The sequence below is a fragment of the Pseudomonas sp. 43NM1 genome (assembly GCF_002836905.1).
Lineage (GTDB): Bacteria > Pseudomonadota > Gammaproteobacteria > Pseudomonadales > Pseudomonadaceae > Aquipseudomonas > Aquipseudomonas prosekii.
In genome coordinates, this window is sequence record NZ_MKGS01000155.1 from 14,362 (window position 1) to 32,549 (window position 18,188).

Below are 18,188 nucleotides of genomic sequence, written 5' to 3' on the forward strand. Positions count from 1 at the left end.
CGTGGGTATTCGTCACTCTCCAAGTAGGACGCTAACCGGCGCCGGTAATTGCAGCAGGTAGGAAGACTGCTTCGGAATAAGCGTTATGCCAACCAGCGATTTAACCCCTGCCCCTGCTTCCAATTCCCCTCGCCACAGGGTTTGTGGTCACCTCAAAACTCCGCAGAAAACACGACCTTGTAGGAGTGAGCCTGCTCGCGATGGGGCCTGCGGCTTCAACATATTCATTGGCTGATCAACCGCTATCGCGAGCAGGCTCACTCCTACAGGGGGAATGTGTTGGGCAATAAAAAACCCCGTGCTTTCGCGACGGGGTTTTGTTGTTACTGCTCAGCGCTTAGTGATGCTCACGGGTGGCGCGGAATTTCACGTCCGGCCAGCGCTCTTCCATCAGCGCCAGGTTGACCCGAGTCGGGGCCAGGTAGGTCAGGTGACCGCCGCCGTCAATCGCGAGGTTTTCCACAGCCTTGACGCTGAATTCTTCGAGCTTCTTCTTATCGCTGCAATCGATCCAGCGCGCGGAGTACACGGTGATCGGCTCGTAGGAGCATTCGACCTTGTATTCCTCTTTCAAGCGGCTGGCGACCACATCGAACTGCAGCACACCGACGGCGCCGAGGATGATGTCGTTGCTGCGCGTCGGGAAGAACACCTGCGTTGCGCCCTCTTCGGCCAGTTGTTGCAAACCCTGGCGCAGTTGTTTGGATTTCAGCGGATCGCGCAGACGTACACGACGGAAAAGTTCCGGGGCGAAGTGCGGGATGCCGGTGAAACCGAGGACTTCGCCTTCGGTGAAGGTGTCGCCAATCTGGATCGTGCCGTGGTTGTGCAGACCGATGATGTCGCCGGCAAACGCTTCTTCCAGTTGCTCACGCTCGGAAGAGAAGAACGTCAGCGCATCGCCGATCCGCACGTCTTTGCCGGTGCGCACGTGGCGCATCTTCATGCCTTTTTCGTACTTGCCCGAGCAGATCCGCATGAACGCGATACGGTCGCGGTGTTTCGGGTCCATGTTCGCCTGGATCTTGAACACGAAACCGGCGAATTTCTCTTCAATCGGCTCCACGGTGCGCTCGTTGGCGACACGGGCCAGAGGCTTCGGCGCCCAATTGACCACGGCGTCGAGCACGTGATCGACACCAAAGTTGCCCAGAGCGGTACCGAAGAACACAGGGGTCAGTTGGCCGTCGAGGAATTCCTGTTGATTGAATTCGTGACAGGCGCCCTGCACCAGTTCCAGCTGATCGACGAAGCGATCGTACTCATCGCCCAAATGCGCGCGCGCTTCGTCGGAATCGAGCTTCTCGATGATTCTGACTTCGGTGCGCTCGTGGCCGTGGCCGGCGGTGTAGACAATGATGTAGTCGTCGGCGAGGTGATAAACGCCTTTGAAATCGCGGTAGCAACCGATCGGCCAGGTGATCGGCGCAGCCTTGATCTTGAGCACCGCTTCGATTTCGTCGAGCAGTTCGATCGGGTCGCGGATGTCACGGTCGAGTTTGTTGATGAAGCTGACAATCGGCGTGTCGCGCAGACGGCAGACGTCCATCAGCGCGATGGTGCGTGGCTCGACCCCTTTACCGCCGTCGAGGACCATCAATGCCGAGTCGACCGCCGTCAGGGTGCGGTAGGTATCTTCGGAGAAGTCTTCGTGGCCCGGGGTGTCGAGCAGGTTGATCATGTGGTCGCGATACGGGAACTGCATGACCGACGTGGTAATGGAAATACCCCGCTGCTTTTCCATTTCCATCCAGTCGGAGGTGGCATGGCGGTCGGACTTGCGTGACTTCACCGTGCCCGCAATCGCAATCGCCTTGCCCATCAGCAAGAGCTTCTCGGTAATGGTGGTTTTACCGGCATCGGGGTGGGAAATAATGGCGAAAGTGCGGCGTTTCGCGACTTCGGCGGCCTGTTTGGTCATGGGAAATCGCCTGGCAGGTGATTCAAAAAAGGGCGGCGAGTATAGCCCAAAACACATCCTCCAAACCACCGTTCGCCCCATGTAGCAGCTGCCGAGCCCGCGAGGCTGCGTTCGGCGACGAAGTCGTCGTAAAACCAGACGCACGCTGTATCAGGCAGACCGCGAAAGGTGACTTGATGACAACTTTGACACCGGACCCAGCCTCACAGGCTCGGCCGCTGCTACATCGGGTAATCGAGATTTAAGGTGGCTAATTGCTGCCAAGTATGGAACCTTTTAAAAGGTGCAGACGTCCACTCCCCTGCTACAGAACTCGTACAGGGGCTGAAAAATCAGCAAGTTAGCCTGACGAGGCTGCGCTTATGGCTTGATCTCATGCGGTTTTACCAGCATGAAGAGCTGCTTCTCGCGAACGTTGATTGCCCCGGCAGCCAGTAATGGCATTGCCACAAGGGACTGCGTTCGCCGACCAAGAAAAAAAAGGAGTCCGCCTGTGGCTATTCGCTATGGCAAGGGGCTTATTGGAGGCGCGGTTGTCGTCGCTCTCCTGGCCCTGCTGGTCCATTGGATTGGCATCAACACGATCGAACATTACCGCGACGATTTGTTGTTTTACCTGCAAGCTCATCTGATTCTCGTCCTCGCTTCCATGCTGGCCGCCCTTGTAGTGGGCATTCCCGCCGGTATCTTCCTCAGCCGCCCGACCATGGTGGGCCGCGCTGAACGCTTCATGCAGATCTTCAACATCGGCAACACCGTGCCGCCTCTCGCCGTACTGGCCATCGCCCTGGGGATTCTGGGCATCGGCAGCGGTCCTGCGATCTTCGCCCTGTTCCTCGCCTCGCTGTTGCCGATCGTGCGCAATACCTATGAAGGCCTGAAAAACGTCCAGGGTTCCCTCAAGGAAGCCGCCGTCGGCATCGGCATGACGCCCAACCAAGTGTTGTGGCGAGTCGAATTGCCCAACGCCGTGCCGATCATCATCGGTGGCGTGCGCGTGGCACTGGCGATCAACGTCGGCACCGCACCGTTGGCCTTCCTGATTGGCGCCAACAGCCTGGGCAGCCTGATTTTCCCTGGCATTGCCCTGAACAATCAGCCGCAACTGTTGCTCGGCGCGGCGTGCACCGCCCTGCTGGCCTTGCTGCTCGACGGTCTGGTGACACTCACCAGCCGCCTCTGGCTCGAACGCGGCCTGCGCGCGTCTTAAGCCTCGGCAAAGGAATTGATATGAAACGATTGACCTTGTTACTGGGCTGCGCCCTGCTGTTCGCAGGATTTGCCCAAGCCGCTGAAAAACCGCTGATCCGCATCGGCGCCCGGGTGTTCACCGAACAGACCCTGCTGGCCGAAATCACTTCGCAATACCTGCGCACCAAAGGCTACGACACCCAAGTGACCGGCGGTCTGGGCAGCAACCTCGCCCGCAGCGCTCAGGAAAGCGGCCAACTGGACCTGCTTTGGGAATACACCGGCGTGTCGCTGGTGGCTTACAACCACATCACAGAAAAGCTCGACAGCGCGCAGTCTTACGCGAAGGTGAAAGAGCTCGACGCGCAAAAAGGCCTGGTCTGGCTCAGCCCGTCGAAGTTCAGCAATACCTACGCCCTGGCATTGCCGGACACCACGGCCAAAGCCTATCCGCAGATCAACACCATCAGCGAATTGAACACGGTGATGCAGGCAGAGGCGAAGACCAACCACCTCGTCGCCCTCGACACCGAGTTTGCCAACCGTTCCGACGGCATGGCCGGCATGGTCGAGCTCTATGGCATGAACCTGACCCGGAAAAACACGCGCCAGATGGACGCGGGCCTGGTCTACACCGCGCTGCGTAATGGCCAGGTGTTTGCCGGGCTGGTCTACACCACTGACGGTCGACTGAACGCTTTCAAACTCAAGCTGCTCGAAGACGACAAGCATTACTTCCCGGACTACACCGCCGCGCCAGTGGTGCGTCAGGTCTACCTCGACGCGCATCCCAAGTTGGCTGAAGAGCTCAAGCCGCTGGCCGAGCTGTTCGACGACGCGACCATGCGTGCGTTGAATGCGCGGGTCGATGTCGATCACGAAAGCCCGTCATCCGTTGCCGCAGATTTCCTGCGCCAGCATCCACTCAACTAAGAAGGAAAAGACATGGAATTTCTGAACGCCTTTTCCCATCTCGACTGGCCGCTGGTGCTGCAACTGACCTGGCAGCACATCACGCTGGTCGGCATCGCCGTGACTTTGGCCATCGTCGTCGGCGTGCCGCTGGGCGTGTTGATGACGCGCTTCCCGTCGCTGGCTGGCCCGTTGCAAGCGAGCGCCACGGTGCTGCTGACCGTGCCGTCGATCGCGCTGTTCGGTTTGCTGCTGCCGTTCTACTCCAAGTTCGGCCAGGGCCTGGGCCCGATGCCGGCGATCACTGCAGTGTTCCTCTATTCGCTGCTGCCGATCATGCGCAACACCTATTTGGCGCTGACCGGCGTCGAGCCGGGCATTCGTGAAGCCGCGCGCGGCATCGGCATGACCTTCGGCCAGCGCTTGCGCATGGTTGAACTGCCGATTGCGGTGCCAGTGATTCTCGCTGGCGTACGCACCGCCGTGGTCATGAACATCGGTGTCATGACCATCGCCGCGACCATCGGCGCCGGTGGCCTCGGTGTCCTCATTCTCGCTTCAATCAGCCGCAGCGACATGTCGATGCTCATCGTCGGCGCCGTGCTGGTCAGTCTCCTGGCCATCTTCGCCGACCTGCTTCTGCAATGGCTGCAACGCACGCTGACTCCAAAAGGATTACTCAAATGATCGAACTTCAAAACCTCAGCAAGACCTTCCAAAGCAACGGCAAAGATGTGAAAGCCGTGGACTCGGTAAGCCTGACCGTCAATGAAGGCGAAATCTGTGTGTTCCTCGGGCCATCGGGCTGCGGCAAAAGCACTACGCTGAAAATGATCAACCGCTTGATCAAGCCGACTTCCGGCAAGATCCTGATCAACGGCGAAGACACCACCGACCTCGACGCCGTGACCCTGCGCCGCAACATCGGTTATGTGATCCAGCAGATCGGTCTGTTCCCGAACATGACCATCGAAGAAAACATCACCATCGTTCCGCGCCTGCTGGGCTGGGACAAACAGAAATGCCACGACCGCGCCCGCGAGTTGATGAGCATGATCAAGCTTGAGCCCAAGCAGTATCTGACGCGTTACCCGCGTGAGTTGTCCGGCGGCCAGCAACAGCGGATCGGCGTGATTCGCGCACTGGCGGCGGATGCGCCGCTGTTGCTGATGGATGAGCCGTTCGGCGCGGTCGACCCGATCAACCGCGAGATGATCCAGAACGAGTTCTTCGAGATGCAGCGCGCGCTGAACAAGACCGTGATCATGGTCAGCCACGACATCGACGAGGCGATCAAGCTCGGCGACAAGATTGCGATCTTCCGCGCTGGCAAGCTGTTGCAGATCGACCACCCGGACACGCTGCTCGCACACCCGGCGGACGACTTTGTCAGCAACTTCGTCGGCCAAGACAGCACGCTCAAGCGTCTGTTGCTGGTGAAGGCTGAAGACGCTGCGGACAACGCGCCGTCGGTGAGCCCGGAAACCCCGGTGGCCGAGGCGCTGGAGCTGATGGACGAACTGGACCGTCGTTACGTGGTGGTCACCGATGGCGAGAACAAGGCGCTCGGTTATGTCCGTCGTCGCGACTTGCACCGCCAGACCGGTACGTGCGCGCAATACCTGCGCGAGTTCAACGCCACGGCGGCGTTCGACGAGCATTTGCGCATCCTGTTGTCGCGCATGTACGAGTTCAACCGCTCGTGGCTGCCGGTGATGGACGCCGAACGGGTGTTCCTCGGTGAAGTGACGCAGGAATCGATTGCCGAGTACCTGAGTTCGGGTAAATCGCGTGGCGGCAAGACCAGCATCGTTTCGCCGGCCGAGACCGCTGTCGCCTGATCTGACCCTGTGGAAAAACAGCTCCCTGTGGCGAGGGGGCTTGCCCCCGTTGGGCTTGCCCCCGTTGGGCCGCGAAGCGGTCCTGAAAGCGGAGAATGCGGTTGTTTTGATGACCGCATGATCTGGTTTTACGACTGCTGCGCAGCCGAACGGGGGCAAGCCCCCTCGCCACAAAAGCAATGCAATCCCTTCAAAAATCCCTGTTCAGGGAACATCACACTGTCACGCAGGTCGGTTACATCAGTACCTGTGGGGCATCACACGACGAAAGCATGCAAAAACGCGACATTTTTTGTTGCATCTCATCCCCCTCACGCCCTAAAGTTCGCGCCGAACGTCCATGCTGGAAACGATCCATCCGGCTCAAGTACTGACGACGAGACAGCAAGGTCCCCCGAGGCGCAGCGCCCGGGAGACCTTTTTGCTTTCGGCGACATGCCTTGGGAAGTAGGCGAACCAAAGTGGGGATACGGAGGGCGTTCATTTGCACCCATTGATCAATCAGTTTGCCACCAGGAGTTCCCAGCATGTCGATCAACGTCGATGACTATTTCGAGCGCGAAACCTTCCAGAAAATGAAGGCGTTCGCCGACAAGCAAGAAACCCCGTTCGTGGTGATCGACACCGCGATGATCAGTAAGGCCTACGACGACCTGCGCGCCGGTTTCGAATTCGCCAAGGTCTACTACGCCGTCAAAGCCAACCCGGCGGTGGAAATCATCGACCTGCTCAAGGACAAAGGCTCGAACTTCGACATCGCCTCGATCTACGAGCTCGACAAAGTGATGAACCAGGGCGTTGGCCCGGATCGCATCAGCTACGGCAACACCATCAAGAAATCCAAAGACATTCGCTACTTCTACGACAAGGGCGTGCGCCTGTACGCGACCGACTCCGAAGCCGACCTGCGCAACATTGCCAAGGCTGCGCCGGGTTCGAAAGTCTACGTGCGCATCCTCACCGAAGGCTCGACCACGGCTGACTGGCCACTGTCGCGCAAATTCGGCTGCCAGACCGACATGGCCATGGACCTGCTGATCCTCGCCCGCGACCTCGGCCTGGTGCCTTACGGCATCTCGTTCCACGTCGGTTCGCAACAGCGCGACATCAGCGTCTGGGACGCCGCGATTGCCAAGGTCAAAGTGATCTTCGAGCGTTTGAAAGAAGAAGACGGCATCGTCCTCAAGCTGATCAACATGGGCGGCGGCTTCCCGGCCAACTACATCACCCGCACCAACAGCCTGGAAACCTACGCCGAAGAAATCATCCGTTTCCTCAAGGAAGACTTCGGTGACGACTTGCCGGAAATCATTCTCGAACCGGGCCGTTCGTTGATCGCCAACGCCGGCATTCTGGTCAGCGAAGTGGTGTTGGTTGCGCGTAAGTCGCGTACTGCCGTCGAGCGTTGGGTTTATACCGATGTGGGCAAGTTCTCCGGCCTGATCGAAACCATGGACGAAGCCATCAAGTTCCCGATCTGGACCGAGAAGAAAGGCGAGATGGAAGAAGTGGTTATCGCCGGCCCGACTTGCGACAGCGCCGACATCATGTATGAAAACTACAAGTACGGTCTGCCGCTGAACCTGGCGATTGGTGATCGTATGTACTGGTTGTCGACCGGTGCCTACACCACCAGTTACAGCGCCGTCGAGTTCAATGGCTTCCCGCCGCTGAAGTCGTTTTACGTGTAACTGACGTTTCGGATTACCGCGCGTGATAAAAAACCCATGACAGTGTCATGGGTTTTTTTATCGCACAGGTTTTGTCAGAAGACTCTGGCCATCTTCAACAGCTGGTCAGACATTGATTTGACTTCATTCAGTGAGCCGGTGATCAACGGCATCGATGCCTTGGCGCGCATCATTGTTTGATGTGGATGATGAGTGGCCAGCGACTGCTTGGCTTCATCAAGCATATAAGTCCAGCGATAACAGAAATCGCTGAGATTGCCGACGGCAATACTGACCTTTCGGTAAAGGTCATTCAAACGGTCCATGTGCGCCTCGGCCATTTGCCGCCGTTGCCATTGCGGATACGGTTGGCCTGGATCGTAGTCCATACCGGGCAATCCGATCCGACCCAAAGTGTAATAAGCCTCAATCTTGGACATCGGCCCCTCGGTGCTTAACGGCAATGTCAGTGATTCAATGAACCGAATGAAAATACTATGGATCGATGCTTCAAGTTGAGTCACCTGCACCTTGAAGTCGGTCACTGCATTTTGGCAACGTTCAAGCCGCGCATAGAGTTCGCGCAGCACCTCAATGATATTGGCACGCGGTGCATTGCCCCAGCCGGTAGACCTGACCACCGCAAACTGCAGAGGATCAATCGCCGAAATTGCCGAACGCCGATTCGCGCTGACACTGACAATCATCTGAAACTGGCGAATGAAGCCACTCACCTCTTCCAACGTCCGGGCGGATACTTTGCCCAGGCAAGGCACGGTAATACCGATTGCGCGCCAACACACAGCGTTGTCACGCGCGACCTGGATCAGTGCCTGAGAATCGGGCCGTGGCAGCAATGTGTGCCCGGAGCGGGCGATTGAATCTGAAAACCGGTTGATCTCTTGAAGTGAAGTGGGCAAGTCGTTCAAGAAAACAACGTATTGCTTTAACGAGGCAAAATTCTTTTCTGCCAATAAATAATCCAGCATTAGTCTCTCCTTGACCTGATAAAACCTCGACTGCCAGCGTCAAGTTCCACACTGGCAGCGCGAGATCAATGGTGGATCAACGCATTGGCATCGATACTGGCGCAAGAAACCTGATGAACAACGCTGCCTGAGCCTTGAATGCGTTGGTCATAGTTTCGATATCGGTGAATTGCGCCGGAGCGGTGGCGGTCAGAAATTGCTGATAGGCGTTCACTGCGCCGCCGTAGATATCGGCATATGTCTGGCGCGAGTCTTCAATCAAAAGAATGGCCTGCAAATACTTCATCCTGCCTAGCGAGGCCTGAATGATCGAGTTCTCGACATCGATCTTCTCGACTTGGGCATCAATCTTCAGTTTCAACTTGTCGCTCTCACGAAGCATGTCGATGAAAGCGATCGACTTGCTCGCGTCGATCAACGTTTTCTTCAATTGTTCGATTGCCATCATCACCAATTGTATCTCTGGAGGCGCAAGGCCTAACTGAGTGACTTTACTCAGCGTCAGTTCAATATCCTTGGCAAGGTCTTCGATGCCTGCCTTTTGCAGCGTAGCAACGGCATCGGAAAGGATTTGACGTTCATCTCGCAGAGCCTGCAACTGTACTTGCAGCTCAGCGAGTTGGTCTTTCGCGACTTGTTCGTCGTGAGCAAAATCAGCAAGGTAAGTCTGGACCAGACGACGATCAAACGAATCGCTGATGTTCCCAAGACATCCCTGAAGCCTGGCCGAATGAACTTTGATGGTCGCGGCTGCGCGTTGCAGAAGTTGCCGGCGATCACCGTCAATTTCTTCGATCACTAGAGGGTCGCTTTCGCCCAAGCGTTCCTGTTCCAGGCTTTCAAGTGACTCCAGCAATGTTTCGAGTTCGTATTTACTGGTTTGGCTAGCGCTCTGTAACGCGCTGCTGCTCTGGCCGACCTCTTTGACGGTGCTATCGAAGCGACCAAACAAATCCGGCAAATAACCGAGTTTTACCTGCCAGCCGTGTGCCTGAGTGCGGGCACCACGCATTTGTCCGTGACTGGCACTCAAGGTCGCCAGATCCAACGGTGGATAAGCGGCGTTAAATAAACTGACAACTTTCATCGAGCGTGCTCCCATCAGGTTATTGCGCGAATATTCTTCCTGAGCTTCCTTGAACACCTGAATCAGCGCGTCGGCATCGGTCTCGATTTTCTTCCATGGATTGACCACTAGCCTGAATTGCGTAATGAACTGCCGCAGGGACAATGCGTTATTGATGGTGGCAATAGCTTTGGAAGAATTTTCAACGGCGATGTACAAGAGATTCCAGGTATAGATGAGGTTTTTCGTTGCAATGTCGGCATCGATCGCCACGATCTCCAGACTTTGCAAGTCATGCTTTACTCGCGCCAAAGAACCCAGCGTCTGATTCATGTTATTGAGTCGCGAAATGTCTTGGTCCTGGACCGCATACAGCTCATTACGCGCCGCCCGGATGTTCTCCGCCTCAACCCCCATATAGATGGCCATCGCCAAACCAACTACGTTCATACCCGCTGCCGCTTTCAGTGCTTCCTGGACGGCGGCCTTGTACTCGGTATTCTTCAGTTCGATTTCCTTGGCGCGATCATCAATTTGCGTCTGGAGCCTTTTGATCTCTGCCGACAAGGTATTCTTCTGGATCAAACCAACTCTGTGTTGGATGCCGGGCAGAATATATTCCTGAAGATCCGAACCAAACGCATCGAGGTCGGTCTTGATACCTTTGGTAACTTGCAGGTTTTTCTCGACCTCTTCGAAGATTCGATCAAGGAAATAACCCAAGTCACTCAGCGTATCGCTCTCCAGTTGAAGACCGGGAAACTTGTCACCCAACTCAAGCTCCACCAGCCTGAGTTGTTCAAGGGTTTTAACATCCCGTGCGTCCAACAGTTTTCCAGCCCTGACGTCGGAATAAACCTCTTCAATTGAAGCACTGTAAGTCAACATGCTTGTAGCAAAGTTACTGAGACCACGACCGGTCATCATGATGCGTTCGCGCAAGTCCGTCCAACGCGCGGCATGGTTGTGAGTATTGAGGAACGTGGTCAGGAAATCCGCAGGCGACAGGCCCGGCCCGCCATCTTGACCGACACCGAAGCGCAAGTAATCGGTCACATCTTTCAAGTTGCGCGGGAGTCTGAAAGCCGCCGCTTGATACTTGTGCAGGTCGATAATTTGTTTCTTGGTCAACAACAGTCCCGTGGCGCGGACTTCGCTGTTGGCGTCTGACGCCGAAGCATTGATCAAGCGTGCCGGAGCCTCTGCCGCGTACTGCATGATCTGATCGGGAGACGCGTTCTTCAGGGCACCATCCCACAAGTTATTCGCAGACATAATTATTCCTTTAATTAGTCAAAATGAGTTATCAAACAATAAAATGCGCAGCGGGAGTTTAAACTGAACCCAAACTTCGCGATCTGAATAGAACACAACATGACACGACGCAGAAGTGCGGAATCAAGAAGATATATTTATAAAAGATTCCAACTAACTATTATTGGCAGGGAAGCCAGTTGTCACTCGCCCAGTTGCTTGGCCGCCCGAGCGCGATATTCCACCGCCATGGCTTGCACTTGCGCGTGCGGCGCGCTCGACAATGTTTGTGCAGCGTTAACCAGAAACTCCGAATGCCCCGCGAGCATTGCCCGGCGATACCACTCCAGGGCTTCTTCGATGTGCGAGAGTTCCACCAGAACGCTGGCGTAACTGAACTGCCCACGAAAATCGCCGCCCAGCGCCGAACGTCTATACCAGTCAAACGCGGTCACCGGATCGGCCGGGCAATACCGGCCCTCTTCCAGATAACGCCCGAGCAAGTTCATCGATTTCGCATGGCCCAACTCCGCCGCGCAGCGATACAGGCTCAACGCTTGCGCCTGATCTTCAACAACGCCGCGCCCGGTCGCCAGCAGGTTGGCGTAGTTGTACATCGCCCAATCCAGGCCGCTTTCAGTCGCAACACGATAATGCGCGGCGGCAATCGGAGCATCGGCAGTGCAACCCCAGCCATGCTCGTGGCAGCGCCCGAGCATGTTGCGCGCCATCAGATGACCGCCGTTGGCGGCGATGGCGAACCAGCGCACGGCCAGCGGCTGATCCTGCGCGATGCCCAGCCCGTCGAGGAGGATTTGCCCGAGCAAGGCCTGTGCGTCGAGCACGCCTTCACGCGCGGCGATCAGGATTGCCTGGGCGGCGCGCGCCGGGCTCTCTTCGAGCATGGCTTTGAGCTGGTCGCCGTCGAGGACTTCCTCGCGGCGCAAATGGAAGGTCATACCTCGACCCAGCGCCGCAGCAAGTTGTGATAGGTGCCGGTGAGGCGGATCAGCGAAGGATGGTCGGGGATGTCCTGGGTCAGTTGCTGGATCGCGCCGTCCATTTCATAGAGCAAGGCGCGTTGGCTGTCTTCGCGGACCAGGCTTTGCGTCCAGAAAAACGCGGCATAACGCGCGCCGCGCGTGACGGCGTTGACCTTGTGCAAACTGCTGCCGGGGTACAGGACCATGTCGCCGGCCGGTAACTTCACGCGTTGCGTGCCGAAGGTGTCGTGGATTTCCAGTTCGCCGCCGTCGTAATCCTCCGGCTCGCTGAAAAACAGCGTCGCCGACAAGTCGGTGCGCACCCGCTCGATGCTGCCCTTGGGCTGACGCACGGCGTTGTCGATATGAAAGTCGAAACTGCCGCCCGCCGTGTAGCAATTCAGCAACGGCGGGAACACCTTGTGCGGCAGCGCCGCCGACATGAACTGCGGGTTGGCCCACAACCGCTCAAGCAGCGCCGCGCCGATTTCCTTGGCCAGCGGATGACCTTCAGGCAGCTGCAAGTTGTGTTTGGCTTTGGCCGACTGGAAACCCGCGGTGATTTTGCCGTCGGCCCAATCGGCCTGCTCCAGCGCCTCGCGAATGCGCTGCACTTCTTCTTTCGCGAACACGCCGGGAATGTGCAGCAACATGACAACGACACCAGAACTCGAAGGGGCGCCAATGGTATTGATTCTTATTGACTGTGTAAAACCCCGCAGACGAACGAATCAGCAGAAACCGTAAGGATAAATTGTAAAGAATGTAAATTCGTCTCAAATAGCAACGTTTCGCAATTGATACAAATACCTGTTTACCCTATATTCCGCGACCTCAAATCCTTGGGGAGGGGAATTCCAATGTCACGCCAACAACCACAATTACCGGTCAATTCACCGCGCTTGCTCGCGTCTGCAATTGGCGTGGCGATCACTGCCGGCTCTGCTGGCCACATGGTTTTCGCTGCCGAGCCGACTGACGAAAAAGCACCGGGCAATGCGATTTCCCTCGACGCTACCGCGATCACTGGCGAAGCCCAGGACGCGACAACGTATAACGTCGAAAAAGCCTCCTCGCCCAAGTACACCGCCCCGTTGGTGGACACGCCGCGCTCGGTCACGGTGATTCCGCAACAAGTGCTCAAGGACACCGGCGCACTGAACATGCAGGACGCGCTGCGCACCGTTCCGGGCATCACTTTCGGTGCCGGTGAAGGTGGCAACCCGCAGGGCGACCGGCCGTTCATTCGTGGTTTTGACGCCCAGGGCGATACCTATCTGGATGGCGTGCGCGATACCGGTTCGCAGAGCCGCGAAATCTTCGCCGTCGAATCGATTGAAGTCAGCAAGGGCCCGAACTCCGCCATCGGCGGTCGCGGCGCGGCAGGCGGCACCATCAACCTGGTGAGCAAAAAAGCGCACCTCGGCAATTCGTTTGACGGTGGTTACACCTTCGGTTCCGACCAGACTCAGCGTTACACCGTGGACGGCAACTATCAGTTCTCCGACAGCGCCGCCGGCCGTCTGAACCTGATGAGCCACGAAAGCAATGTCGCTGGCCGCGACAAAGTCGATTACGACCGCTGGGGCATCGCGCCTTCGCTGGCATTCGGCTTGGGCACCGACACCCGCGTCAACCTCGATTACTACCATCTGGAAAGCAACGACACGCCAGACTCGGGCATTCCGTACTCGATCCCGACTGCCGGTTCGGCTGCGCGGACCAAGTCCAACCCGGACAAACCGAATGCCGGCGGCGACCACAACAATTTCTACGGCCTCGACCGTGACTTCCGCAAGGGCCGCACCGACACCGCGACCTTCGCCATCGAGCACGATTTGAGCGACGCGCTGACCGTCAAGAACACCCTGCGCCACGGCAGCAGCATGCAGGATTACATCCTCACCCAGCCCGACGACAGCAAGGGCAACGTCAACAATGGCAGCGTCTGGCGCCGGGCCAACACCCGCGTGAGCAACACCGAAACCACCACCAACCAGACCGATCTGTTTGGCGACGTGTACATCGCCGGGTTCAAGAACAGCTTCTCGACCGGCATCGAGTTCAGCCGCGAGGAAAGTCAGAAGTCTTCGTACAGCGTCAACACCGACACGACGCCGCGCACTGCTGCCGCGACCACCAACTGCAACCCGGGATTGATCGGCGCACCGAGCGGCTACAACTGCACCTCGCTGGCCAATCCAAACCCCAACGATCCGTGGAACGGCGCGATCTCGCGCAACTACGCCGGCACCGACACCAAGGCCAATACCTACGCGCTGTACGTGTTCGACACGCTGGAATTGTCTGATCAGTGGCTGGTGAACATGGGCCTGCGCTACGACCATTTCGACACCCAGTACAAAACCTACAACGGCGCCGGCGCGACCACGGCCAAGGGCGATGACGTCAGCGAATTCGTCACCGGGCAGTTCGGCGTGGTCTACAAGCCTGCCGAAAACGGCAGCATCTACGCGTCTTACGCCACTTCGGCGACACCACCGGGGGCGACACTCGGCGAAGGCATGGACGGCAACCCGCTGGGCGGCTCGACCGATCGCAGCGGCAATTTGCTGAGCAGCGACATGGAGCCGGAAACCACCAAGAACTACGAAGTCGGCACCAAGTGGGATTTCCTCGACGAGCGCCTGTCGCTGACCGCCGACATCTTCCGCACCGAGAAGGACAACGCTCGCGTGCAAGTCGACACCACGTCGTATGAAAACGCCGGCACCACCCGCGTGCAAGGTGTCGAACTGTCGGCGACCGGCAAGCTCACCGATAAATGGCAGGTGTTCGCCGGTTACGCGTTCATGGACAGCGAGCAAGTCGACGGCGGCCCGCTGGGCAAGGCCAACGATGGCAATCAGCTGCCGAACACGCCGAAAAACAGCGCCAGCCTGTGGACCACTTACCAGGTCACGCCGAAGCTGACCATCGGTGGCGGCGCGTTCTATGTTGATGAGGTTTTCGGCAGCGTCGCCAACACGACGATGGTTGATTCCTACGTTCGCTACGACGCGATGGCCGCTTACAAGCTGAGCAAAAACGTCGATCTGCAATTGAACGTGCAAAACCTCACCGACGAAACCTACTACGACAAAGCGTTCTCGACCCACTTCGCCAACCAGGCCGCCGGTCGCACCGCATTGCTGAGCACCAACTTCCACTTCTGATTCGTCCAGGAGTGGCCTCTGTGGCGAGGGGGCTTGCCCCCGCTGGACTGCGCAGCGGTCCCATAATCTGCAAGCGTGGCCTGTCAGATGTCTCAGATGCAGATCATGGGGTCGCTGCGCGACCCAACGGGGGCAAGCCCCCTCGCCACATTGGTGTGTTCGCCACAGGAAGTCGCTGTGGCGGTAATCGCCCCGTTCATCCAGGTGAACGGGGCTTTTGCGCGTAATAAAGAATGTTTCTCGACAACCCACGGCATAATGCGCGCCGTGATGACTATTTTCGAACGAACAAGGCGAGCGACGTGTTGAAGAAAACCCTGTTCCAGTTGCACTGGTTTTTTGGCATCAGCGCCGGACTGATCCTGGCCCTGATGGGCATCACCGGGGCAACGGTATCGTTTCAGGATGAAATCCTGCGGGCGCTCAATCCTTCTGTGTTGCAGGTGGAAAAACAGGTCGCCGGGGTCCTGCCGCCGGCCGAATTGGTCGAGCGCGTCGAAGCCGCGTCCGGCAAAAAAGTCTCGATGCTCTGGGTCGAGACCGACAGCGGCAACGCTGCCCGCGTGGTCTTCACCCCGCCACCGGGCGAACGTCGCGGCGAGATGCGCTACTTCAACCCGTACACCGCCGAATTCATGGGCGACGCCACCGGCCAGGGCTTCTTCGGCTTCGTCCTGCAACTGCACCGCTTCCTCGCAATCGGCGACACCGGTCGGCAAATCACCGGCGCGTGCACGCTGATCCTTGTGTTCTTCTGGCTCTCCGGGCTGTACCTGCGCTGGCCGCGCCAATGGAACAAATGGCGCGCTTGGCTGACCCTCGACTGGAAGAAAAAGGGCCGCAGTTTCAACTGGGATTTGCACTCGGTGGCGGGCACCTGGTGCATGCTGTTTTACCTGTTGGCGGCGCTGACCGGGTTGACCTGGTCTTACGAGTGGTTCAACAAAGGCGTGACGCAATTGTTGTCGGACGCGCCGCAAAACGAGCGCGTGCGCAACCGTGGTCCGGCGCCGAGCGGCCCGGCGCCTACTGCCGATTACGCGGCCATGTGGAGCAGCATCTACAGCGCCGCCGGCCCGCAACTGTCCGCTTACAACATCCGCATGCCGCCCGTGGCCGGCCAACCGGCGACCGTGTTCTATCTGCTGAACACTTCGCCGCATGACCGCGCGCTGAACCAGATCAGCCTCGACCCGGCCACCGGCATCGTCAAACGCCATGATCGCTACAGCGACAAGAGCCTCAAGGCGCAGTTGCTGACAAGCATTTACGCGCTGCACACCGGCAGTTATTTCGGCATCGTCGGGCGGATTATCCTGACCCTGACCGCGCTGAGCATGCCGCTGTTTTTCGTCACCGGTTGGTTGCTGTACCTCGACCGTCGGCGCAAGAAACGCCAGATCAAGGATGCGCGCCAAGGCCTGGTGCAGCCGGGCAGCGATGCGCCGGCGTGGCTGATCGGTTTCGCCAGTCAGAGCGGCTTCGCCGAGCAATTGGCCTGGCAGACCGCCGGCCAGTTACAGGCCGCCGGATTGCCGGTGAAGGTTGCGCCGCTGGCCAATGTCAGCGAGCAGGATCTGCTTGATTCCAGCAACGCGCTGTTTGTGGTCAGCACCTTCGGCGACGGCGAGGCGCCGGACAGTGCTCGTGGTTTCGAGCGCAAAGTGCTGGGCCGGGCGTCGAGCCTGCAAAGCCTGAACTACGCGGTGCTCGGCCTCGGTGATCGGCAGTATCAGCACTTCTGCGGTTTCGCCCGGCGCTTGCATAACTGGCTTGGCGAACATGGCGGCAAGACCTTGTTCGCGCCGGTGGAAGTCGACAGCGGCGACCCCTACGCCTTGCGTCACTGGCAGCAGCAATTGGGCCTGCTGACCGGACAGGCGCCCGTGGACACTTGGCAAGCGCCGAGCTACGACAACTGGACGCTGACCCGCCGCAAACTGATGAACCCGGACAGCAGCGGTGCGCCGGTGTACCTGATCGGCCTGAGCGCGCCGAACACCAGCAGTTGGCTGGCCGGCGATCTGGTGGAAGTGATGCCGCGCAATTGCCCGTGGGCCATCGAGCATTTCCTCGACGGGCTGGGCATTGATGGTCGCGCGATGGTCGAACTCGATGGCCTCGCGCAACCGCTGGATCAGGCACTCGCCACCCGCCAATTGCCCGAGAACCGCGCGCATTTGGTCGGTCTGCATGCGCAGGCCCTGGTGCAGGCATTGGTGCCGCTGGCGATGCGCGAATACTCCATCGCCTCGATTGCCGCTGACGGCATTCTGGAACTGATCGTGCGCCAGGAACTGCACCCCGACGGCAGCCTGGGCATCGGTTCTGGCTGGCTGACTGAACACGCGCCCGTGGGCGGCAGCATCAGTATGCGGGTGCGGCGCAACAGCAGTTTCCATCTGCCGGTCGAGCCAGTGCCGATGATTCTGTTGGGCAACGGCACCGGACTCGCCGGGCTGCGCAGCTTGCTCAAAGCGCGGATTGCCGATGGCCAGCAACGCCATTGGCTGCTGTTTGGCGAGCGCAATCGCGAGCATGACTTTTTGTGCCGCGACGAGCTTGAAGGCTGGTTGATCGAGGGTGATCTGGAACGCCTCGATCTGGCGTTTTCGCGCGATCAGGAGGAGAAGGTTTACGTTCAGGATCGCTTGCGTGAATCGGTGGACCTGTTGCTGAAATGGCTGGATGAGGGCGCCGTGATCTACATCTGCGGCAGCTTGCAGGGTATGGCTTCCGGCGTGGATCACGTGCTCAACGAACTGCTCGGGATTGAAGCGGTAGACCGCTTGATCGAACAAGGCCGCTACCGCCGCGACGTCTATTAAGGCGCCCCCTCACCCTAACCCTCTCCCCAAAGGGGCGAGGGGACTGACCGAGGTGTTCTTAGAGCTACATCGACCTGAAACATCGAGTCGACCTCAGGTCTTTAAACAACGCAAATCTGCCTTTCCTCCTCCCCACCGGGGAGAGGGGGCTGACTGAGAAGCTCTTTGAGCTACATCGACCTGAAATATCGAGTCGAAGTCATGTTCTGAAAACATGCGGCTTCGAGCCGAACCCCGACCTCGAAAACGATAGAGATCGGCCCCCTTTCCCCCTCTCCCCTCTGGGGAGAGGGTTGGGGTGAGGGGTCGATTTCAAGCCAAACGCCAAAACTCTGCCTACAGTAAAACCTCCATCCC

Annotated in this window: 12 protein-coding genes; 7 read left to right on the forward strand and 5 right to left on the reverse strand. The window is 58.3% G+C overall.

Going from position 1 to position 18,188, the window contains the following annotated elements; translation table 11 throughout:
* Window positions 1–337 precede the first annotated feature (337 nt).
* On the reverse strand, window positions 338–1,921 hold the full coding sequence (locus tag BI292_RS18170; RefSeq protein WP_092273398.1) for a peptide chain release factor 3: 1,584 nt from the start codon (window positions 1,919–1,921) through the stop codon (window positions 338–340).
* Between the two features lie 493 nt (window positions 1,922–2,414).
* Here BI292_RS18170 and BI292_RS18175 point away from each other — a divergent pair, with 493 nt between their 5' ends.
* From BI292_RS18175 to BI292_RS18195, 5 genes are all read left to right on the forward strand, one after another.
* A complete protein-coding gene (locus BI292_RS18175) occupies window positions 2,415–3,131 on the forward strand; it encodes an ABC transporter permease (protein ID WP_092273401.1) in 717 nt (238 codons plus the stop codon).
* 20 nt (window positions 3,132–3,151) lie between these two features.
* Window positions 3,152–4,045, forward strand: a complete 894-nt coding sequence (locus tag BI292_RS18180; RefSeq protein WP_092273404.1) for a glycine betaine ABC transporter substrate-binding protein — start codon at window positions 3,152–3,154, stop codon at window positions 4,043–4,045.
* Between the two features lie 12 nt (window positions 4,046–4,057).
* Window positions 4,058–4,711, forward strand: a complete 654-nt coding sequence (locus BI292_RS18185) for an ABC transporter permease (RefSeq protein ID WP_092273408.1) — start codon at window positions 4,058–4,060, stop codon at window positions 4,709–4,711.
* Window positions 4,708–5,865 carry a betaine/proline/choline family ABC transporter ATP-binding protein gene (locus tag BI292_RS18190; RefSeq protein WP_033058082.1) on the forward strand — a complete coding sequence of 386 codons (1,158 nt, stop codon included), beginning with the start codon at window positions 4,708–4,710 and terminating at the stop codon, window positions 5,863–5,865. The genes BI292_RS18185 and BI292_RS18190 overlap by 4 nt, the downstream gene beginning before the upstream one ends.
* Before the next feature lie 527 nt (window positions 5,866–6,392).
* The gene (locus BI292_RS18195; RefSeq protein ID WP_101208676.1) at window positions 6,393–7,556 is read left to right on the forward strand and encodes a type III PLP-dependent enzyme; all 1,164 of its coding nucleotides are present in this window, start codon (window positions 6,393–6,395) and stop codon (window positions 7,554–7,556) included.
* A 74-nt stretch (window positions 7,557–7,630) separates the two neighbouring features.
* Here BI292_RS18195 and BI292_RS18200 read toward each other — a convergent pair whose 3' ends face one another.
* The 4 genes from BI292_RS18200 to BI292_RS18215 form a co-directional block, all read right to left on the reverse strand.
* Window positions 7,631–8,524 (reverse strand): hypothetical protein, encoded by an 894-nt coding sequence (locus tag BI292_RS18200; RefSeq protein WP_101208677.1) that lies wholly within the window; start codon window positions 8,522–8,524, stop codon window positions 7,631–7,633.
* A 76-nt stretch (window positions 8,525–8,600) separates the two neighbouring features.
* Window positions 8,601–10,865 carry an alpha-xenorhabdolysin family binary toxin subunit A gene (locus BI292_RS18205; RefSeq protein WP_101208678.1) on the reverse strand — a complete coding sequence of 755 codons (2,265 nt, stop codon included), beginning with the start codon at window positions 10,863–10,865 and terminating at the stop codon, window positions 8,601–8,603.
* Between the two features lie 182 nt (window positions 10,866–11,047).
* Entirely contained in the window at window positions 11,048–11,803 is a 756-nt protein-coding gene (locus BI292_RS18210; RefSeq protein ID WP_101208679.1) for a tetratricopeptide repeat protein, read from the reverse strand.
* Window positions 11,800–12,480, reverse strand: coding sequence for a Fe2+-dependent dioxygenase (locus tag BI292_RS18215; protein ID WP_101208680.1), 681 nt, complete (start codon window positions 12,478–12,480; stop codon window positions 11,800–11,802). The genes BI292_RS18210 and BI292_RS18215 overlap by 4 nt, the downstream gene beginning before the upstream one ends.
* A 207-nt stretch (window positions 12,481–12,687) precedes the next feature.
* Between BI292_RS18215 and BI292_RS18220 the strand changes: the two genes are divergently transcribed.
* Complete coding sequence (locus BI292_RS18220) at window positions 12,688–15,003, forward strand: TonB-dependent siderophore receptor (RefSeq protein WP_101208681.1); 2,316 nt, start codon at window positions 12,688–12,690, stop codon at window positions 15,001–15,003.
* Window positions 15,004–15,305: 302 nt separating this feature from the next.
* Complete coding sequence (locus BI292_RS18225) at window positions 15,306–17,831, forward strand: sulfite reductase flavoprotein subunit alpha (protein WP_101208690.1); 2,526 nt, start codon at window positions 15,306–15,308, stop codon at window positions 17,829–17,831.
* Window positions 17,832–18,188: the final 357 nt, after the last annotated feature.

Excerpts from the sequence above, each read along its gene's own strand:
- BI292_RS18170 (WP_092273398.1), bottom strand. The coding sequence starts at position 1,921 with ATGACCAAACAGGCCGCCGAAGTCGCGAAACGCCGCACTTTCGCCATT.
- BI292_RS18180 (WP_092273404.1), top strand. The coding sequence starts at position 3,152 with ATGAAACGATTGACCTTGTTACTGGGCTGCGCCCTGCTGTTCGCAGGA.
- BI292_RS18185 (WP_092273408.1), top strand. The coding sequence starts at position 4,058 with ATGGAATTTCTGAACGCCTTTTCCCATCTCGACTGGCCGCTGGTGCTG.
- BI292_RS18190 (WP_033058082.1), top strand. The coding sequence starts at position 4,708 with ATGATCGAACTTCAAAACCTCAGCAAGACCTTCCAAAGCAACGGCAAA.
- BI292_RS18195 (WP_101208676.1), top strand. The coding sequence starts at position 6,393 with ATGTCGATCAACGTCGATGACTATTTCGAGCGCGAAACCTTCCAGAAA.
- BI292_RS18200 (WP_101208677.1), bottom strand. The coding sequence starts at position 8,524 with ATGCTGGATTATTTATTGGCAGAAAAGAATTTTGCCTCGTTAAAGCAA.
- BI292_RS18205 (WP_101208678.1), bottom strand. The coding sequence starts at position 10,865 with ATGTCTGCGAATAACTTGTGGGATGGTGCCCTGAAGAACGCGTCTCCC.
- BI292_RS18210 (WP_101208679.1), bottom strand. The coding sequence starts at position 11,803 with ATGACCTTCCATTTGCGCCGCGAGGAAGTCCTCGACGGCGACCAGCTC.
- BI292_RS18215 (WP_101208680.1), bottom strand. The coding sequence starts at position 12,480 with ATGTTGCTGCACATTCCCGGCGTGTTCGCGAAAGAAGAAGTGCAGCGC.
- BI292_RS18220 (WP_101208681.1), top strand. The coding sequence starts at position 12,688 with ATGTCACGCCAACAACCACAATTACCGGTCAATTCACCGCGCTTGCTC.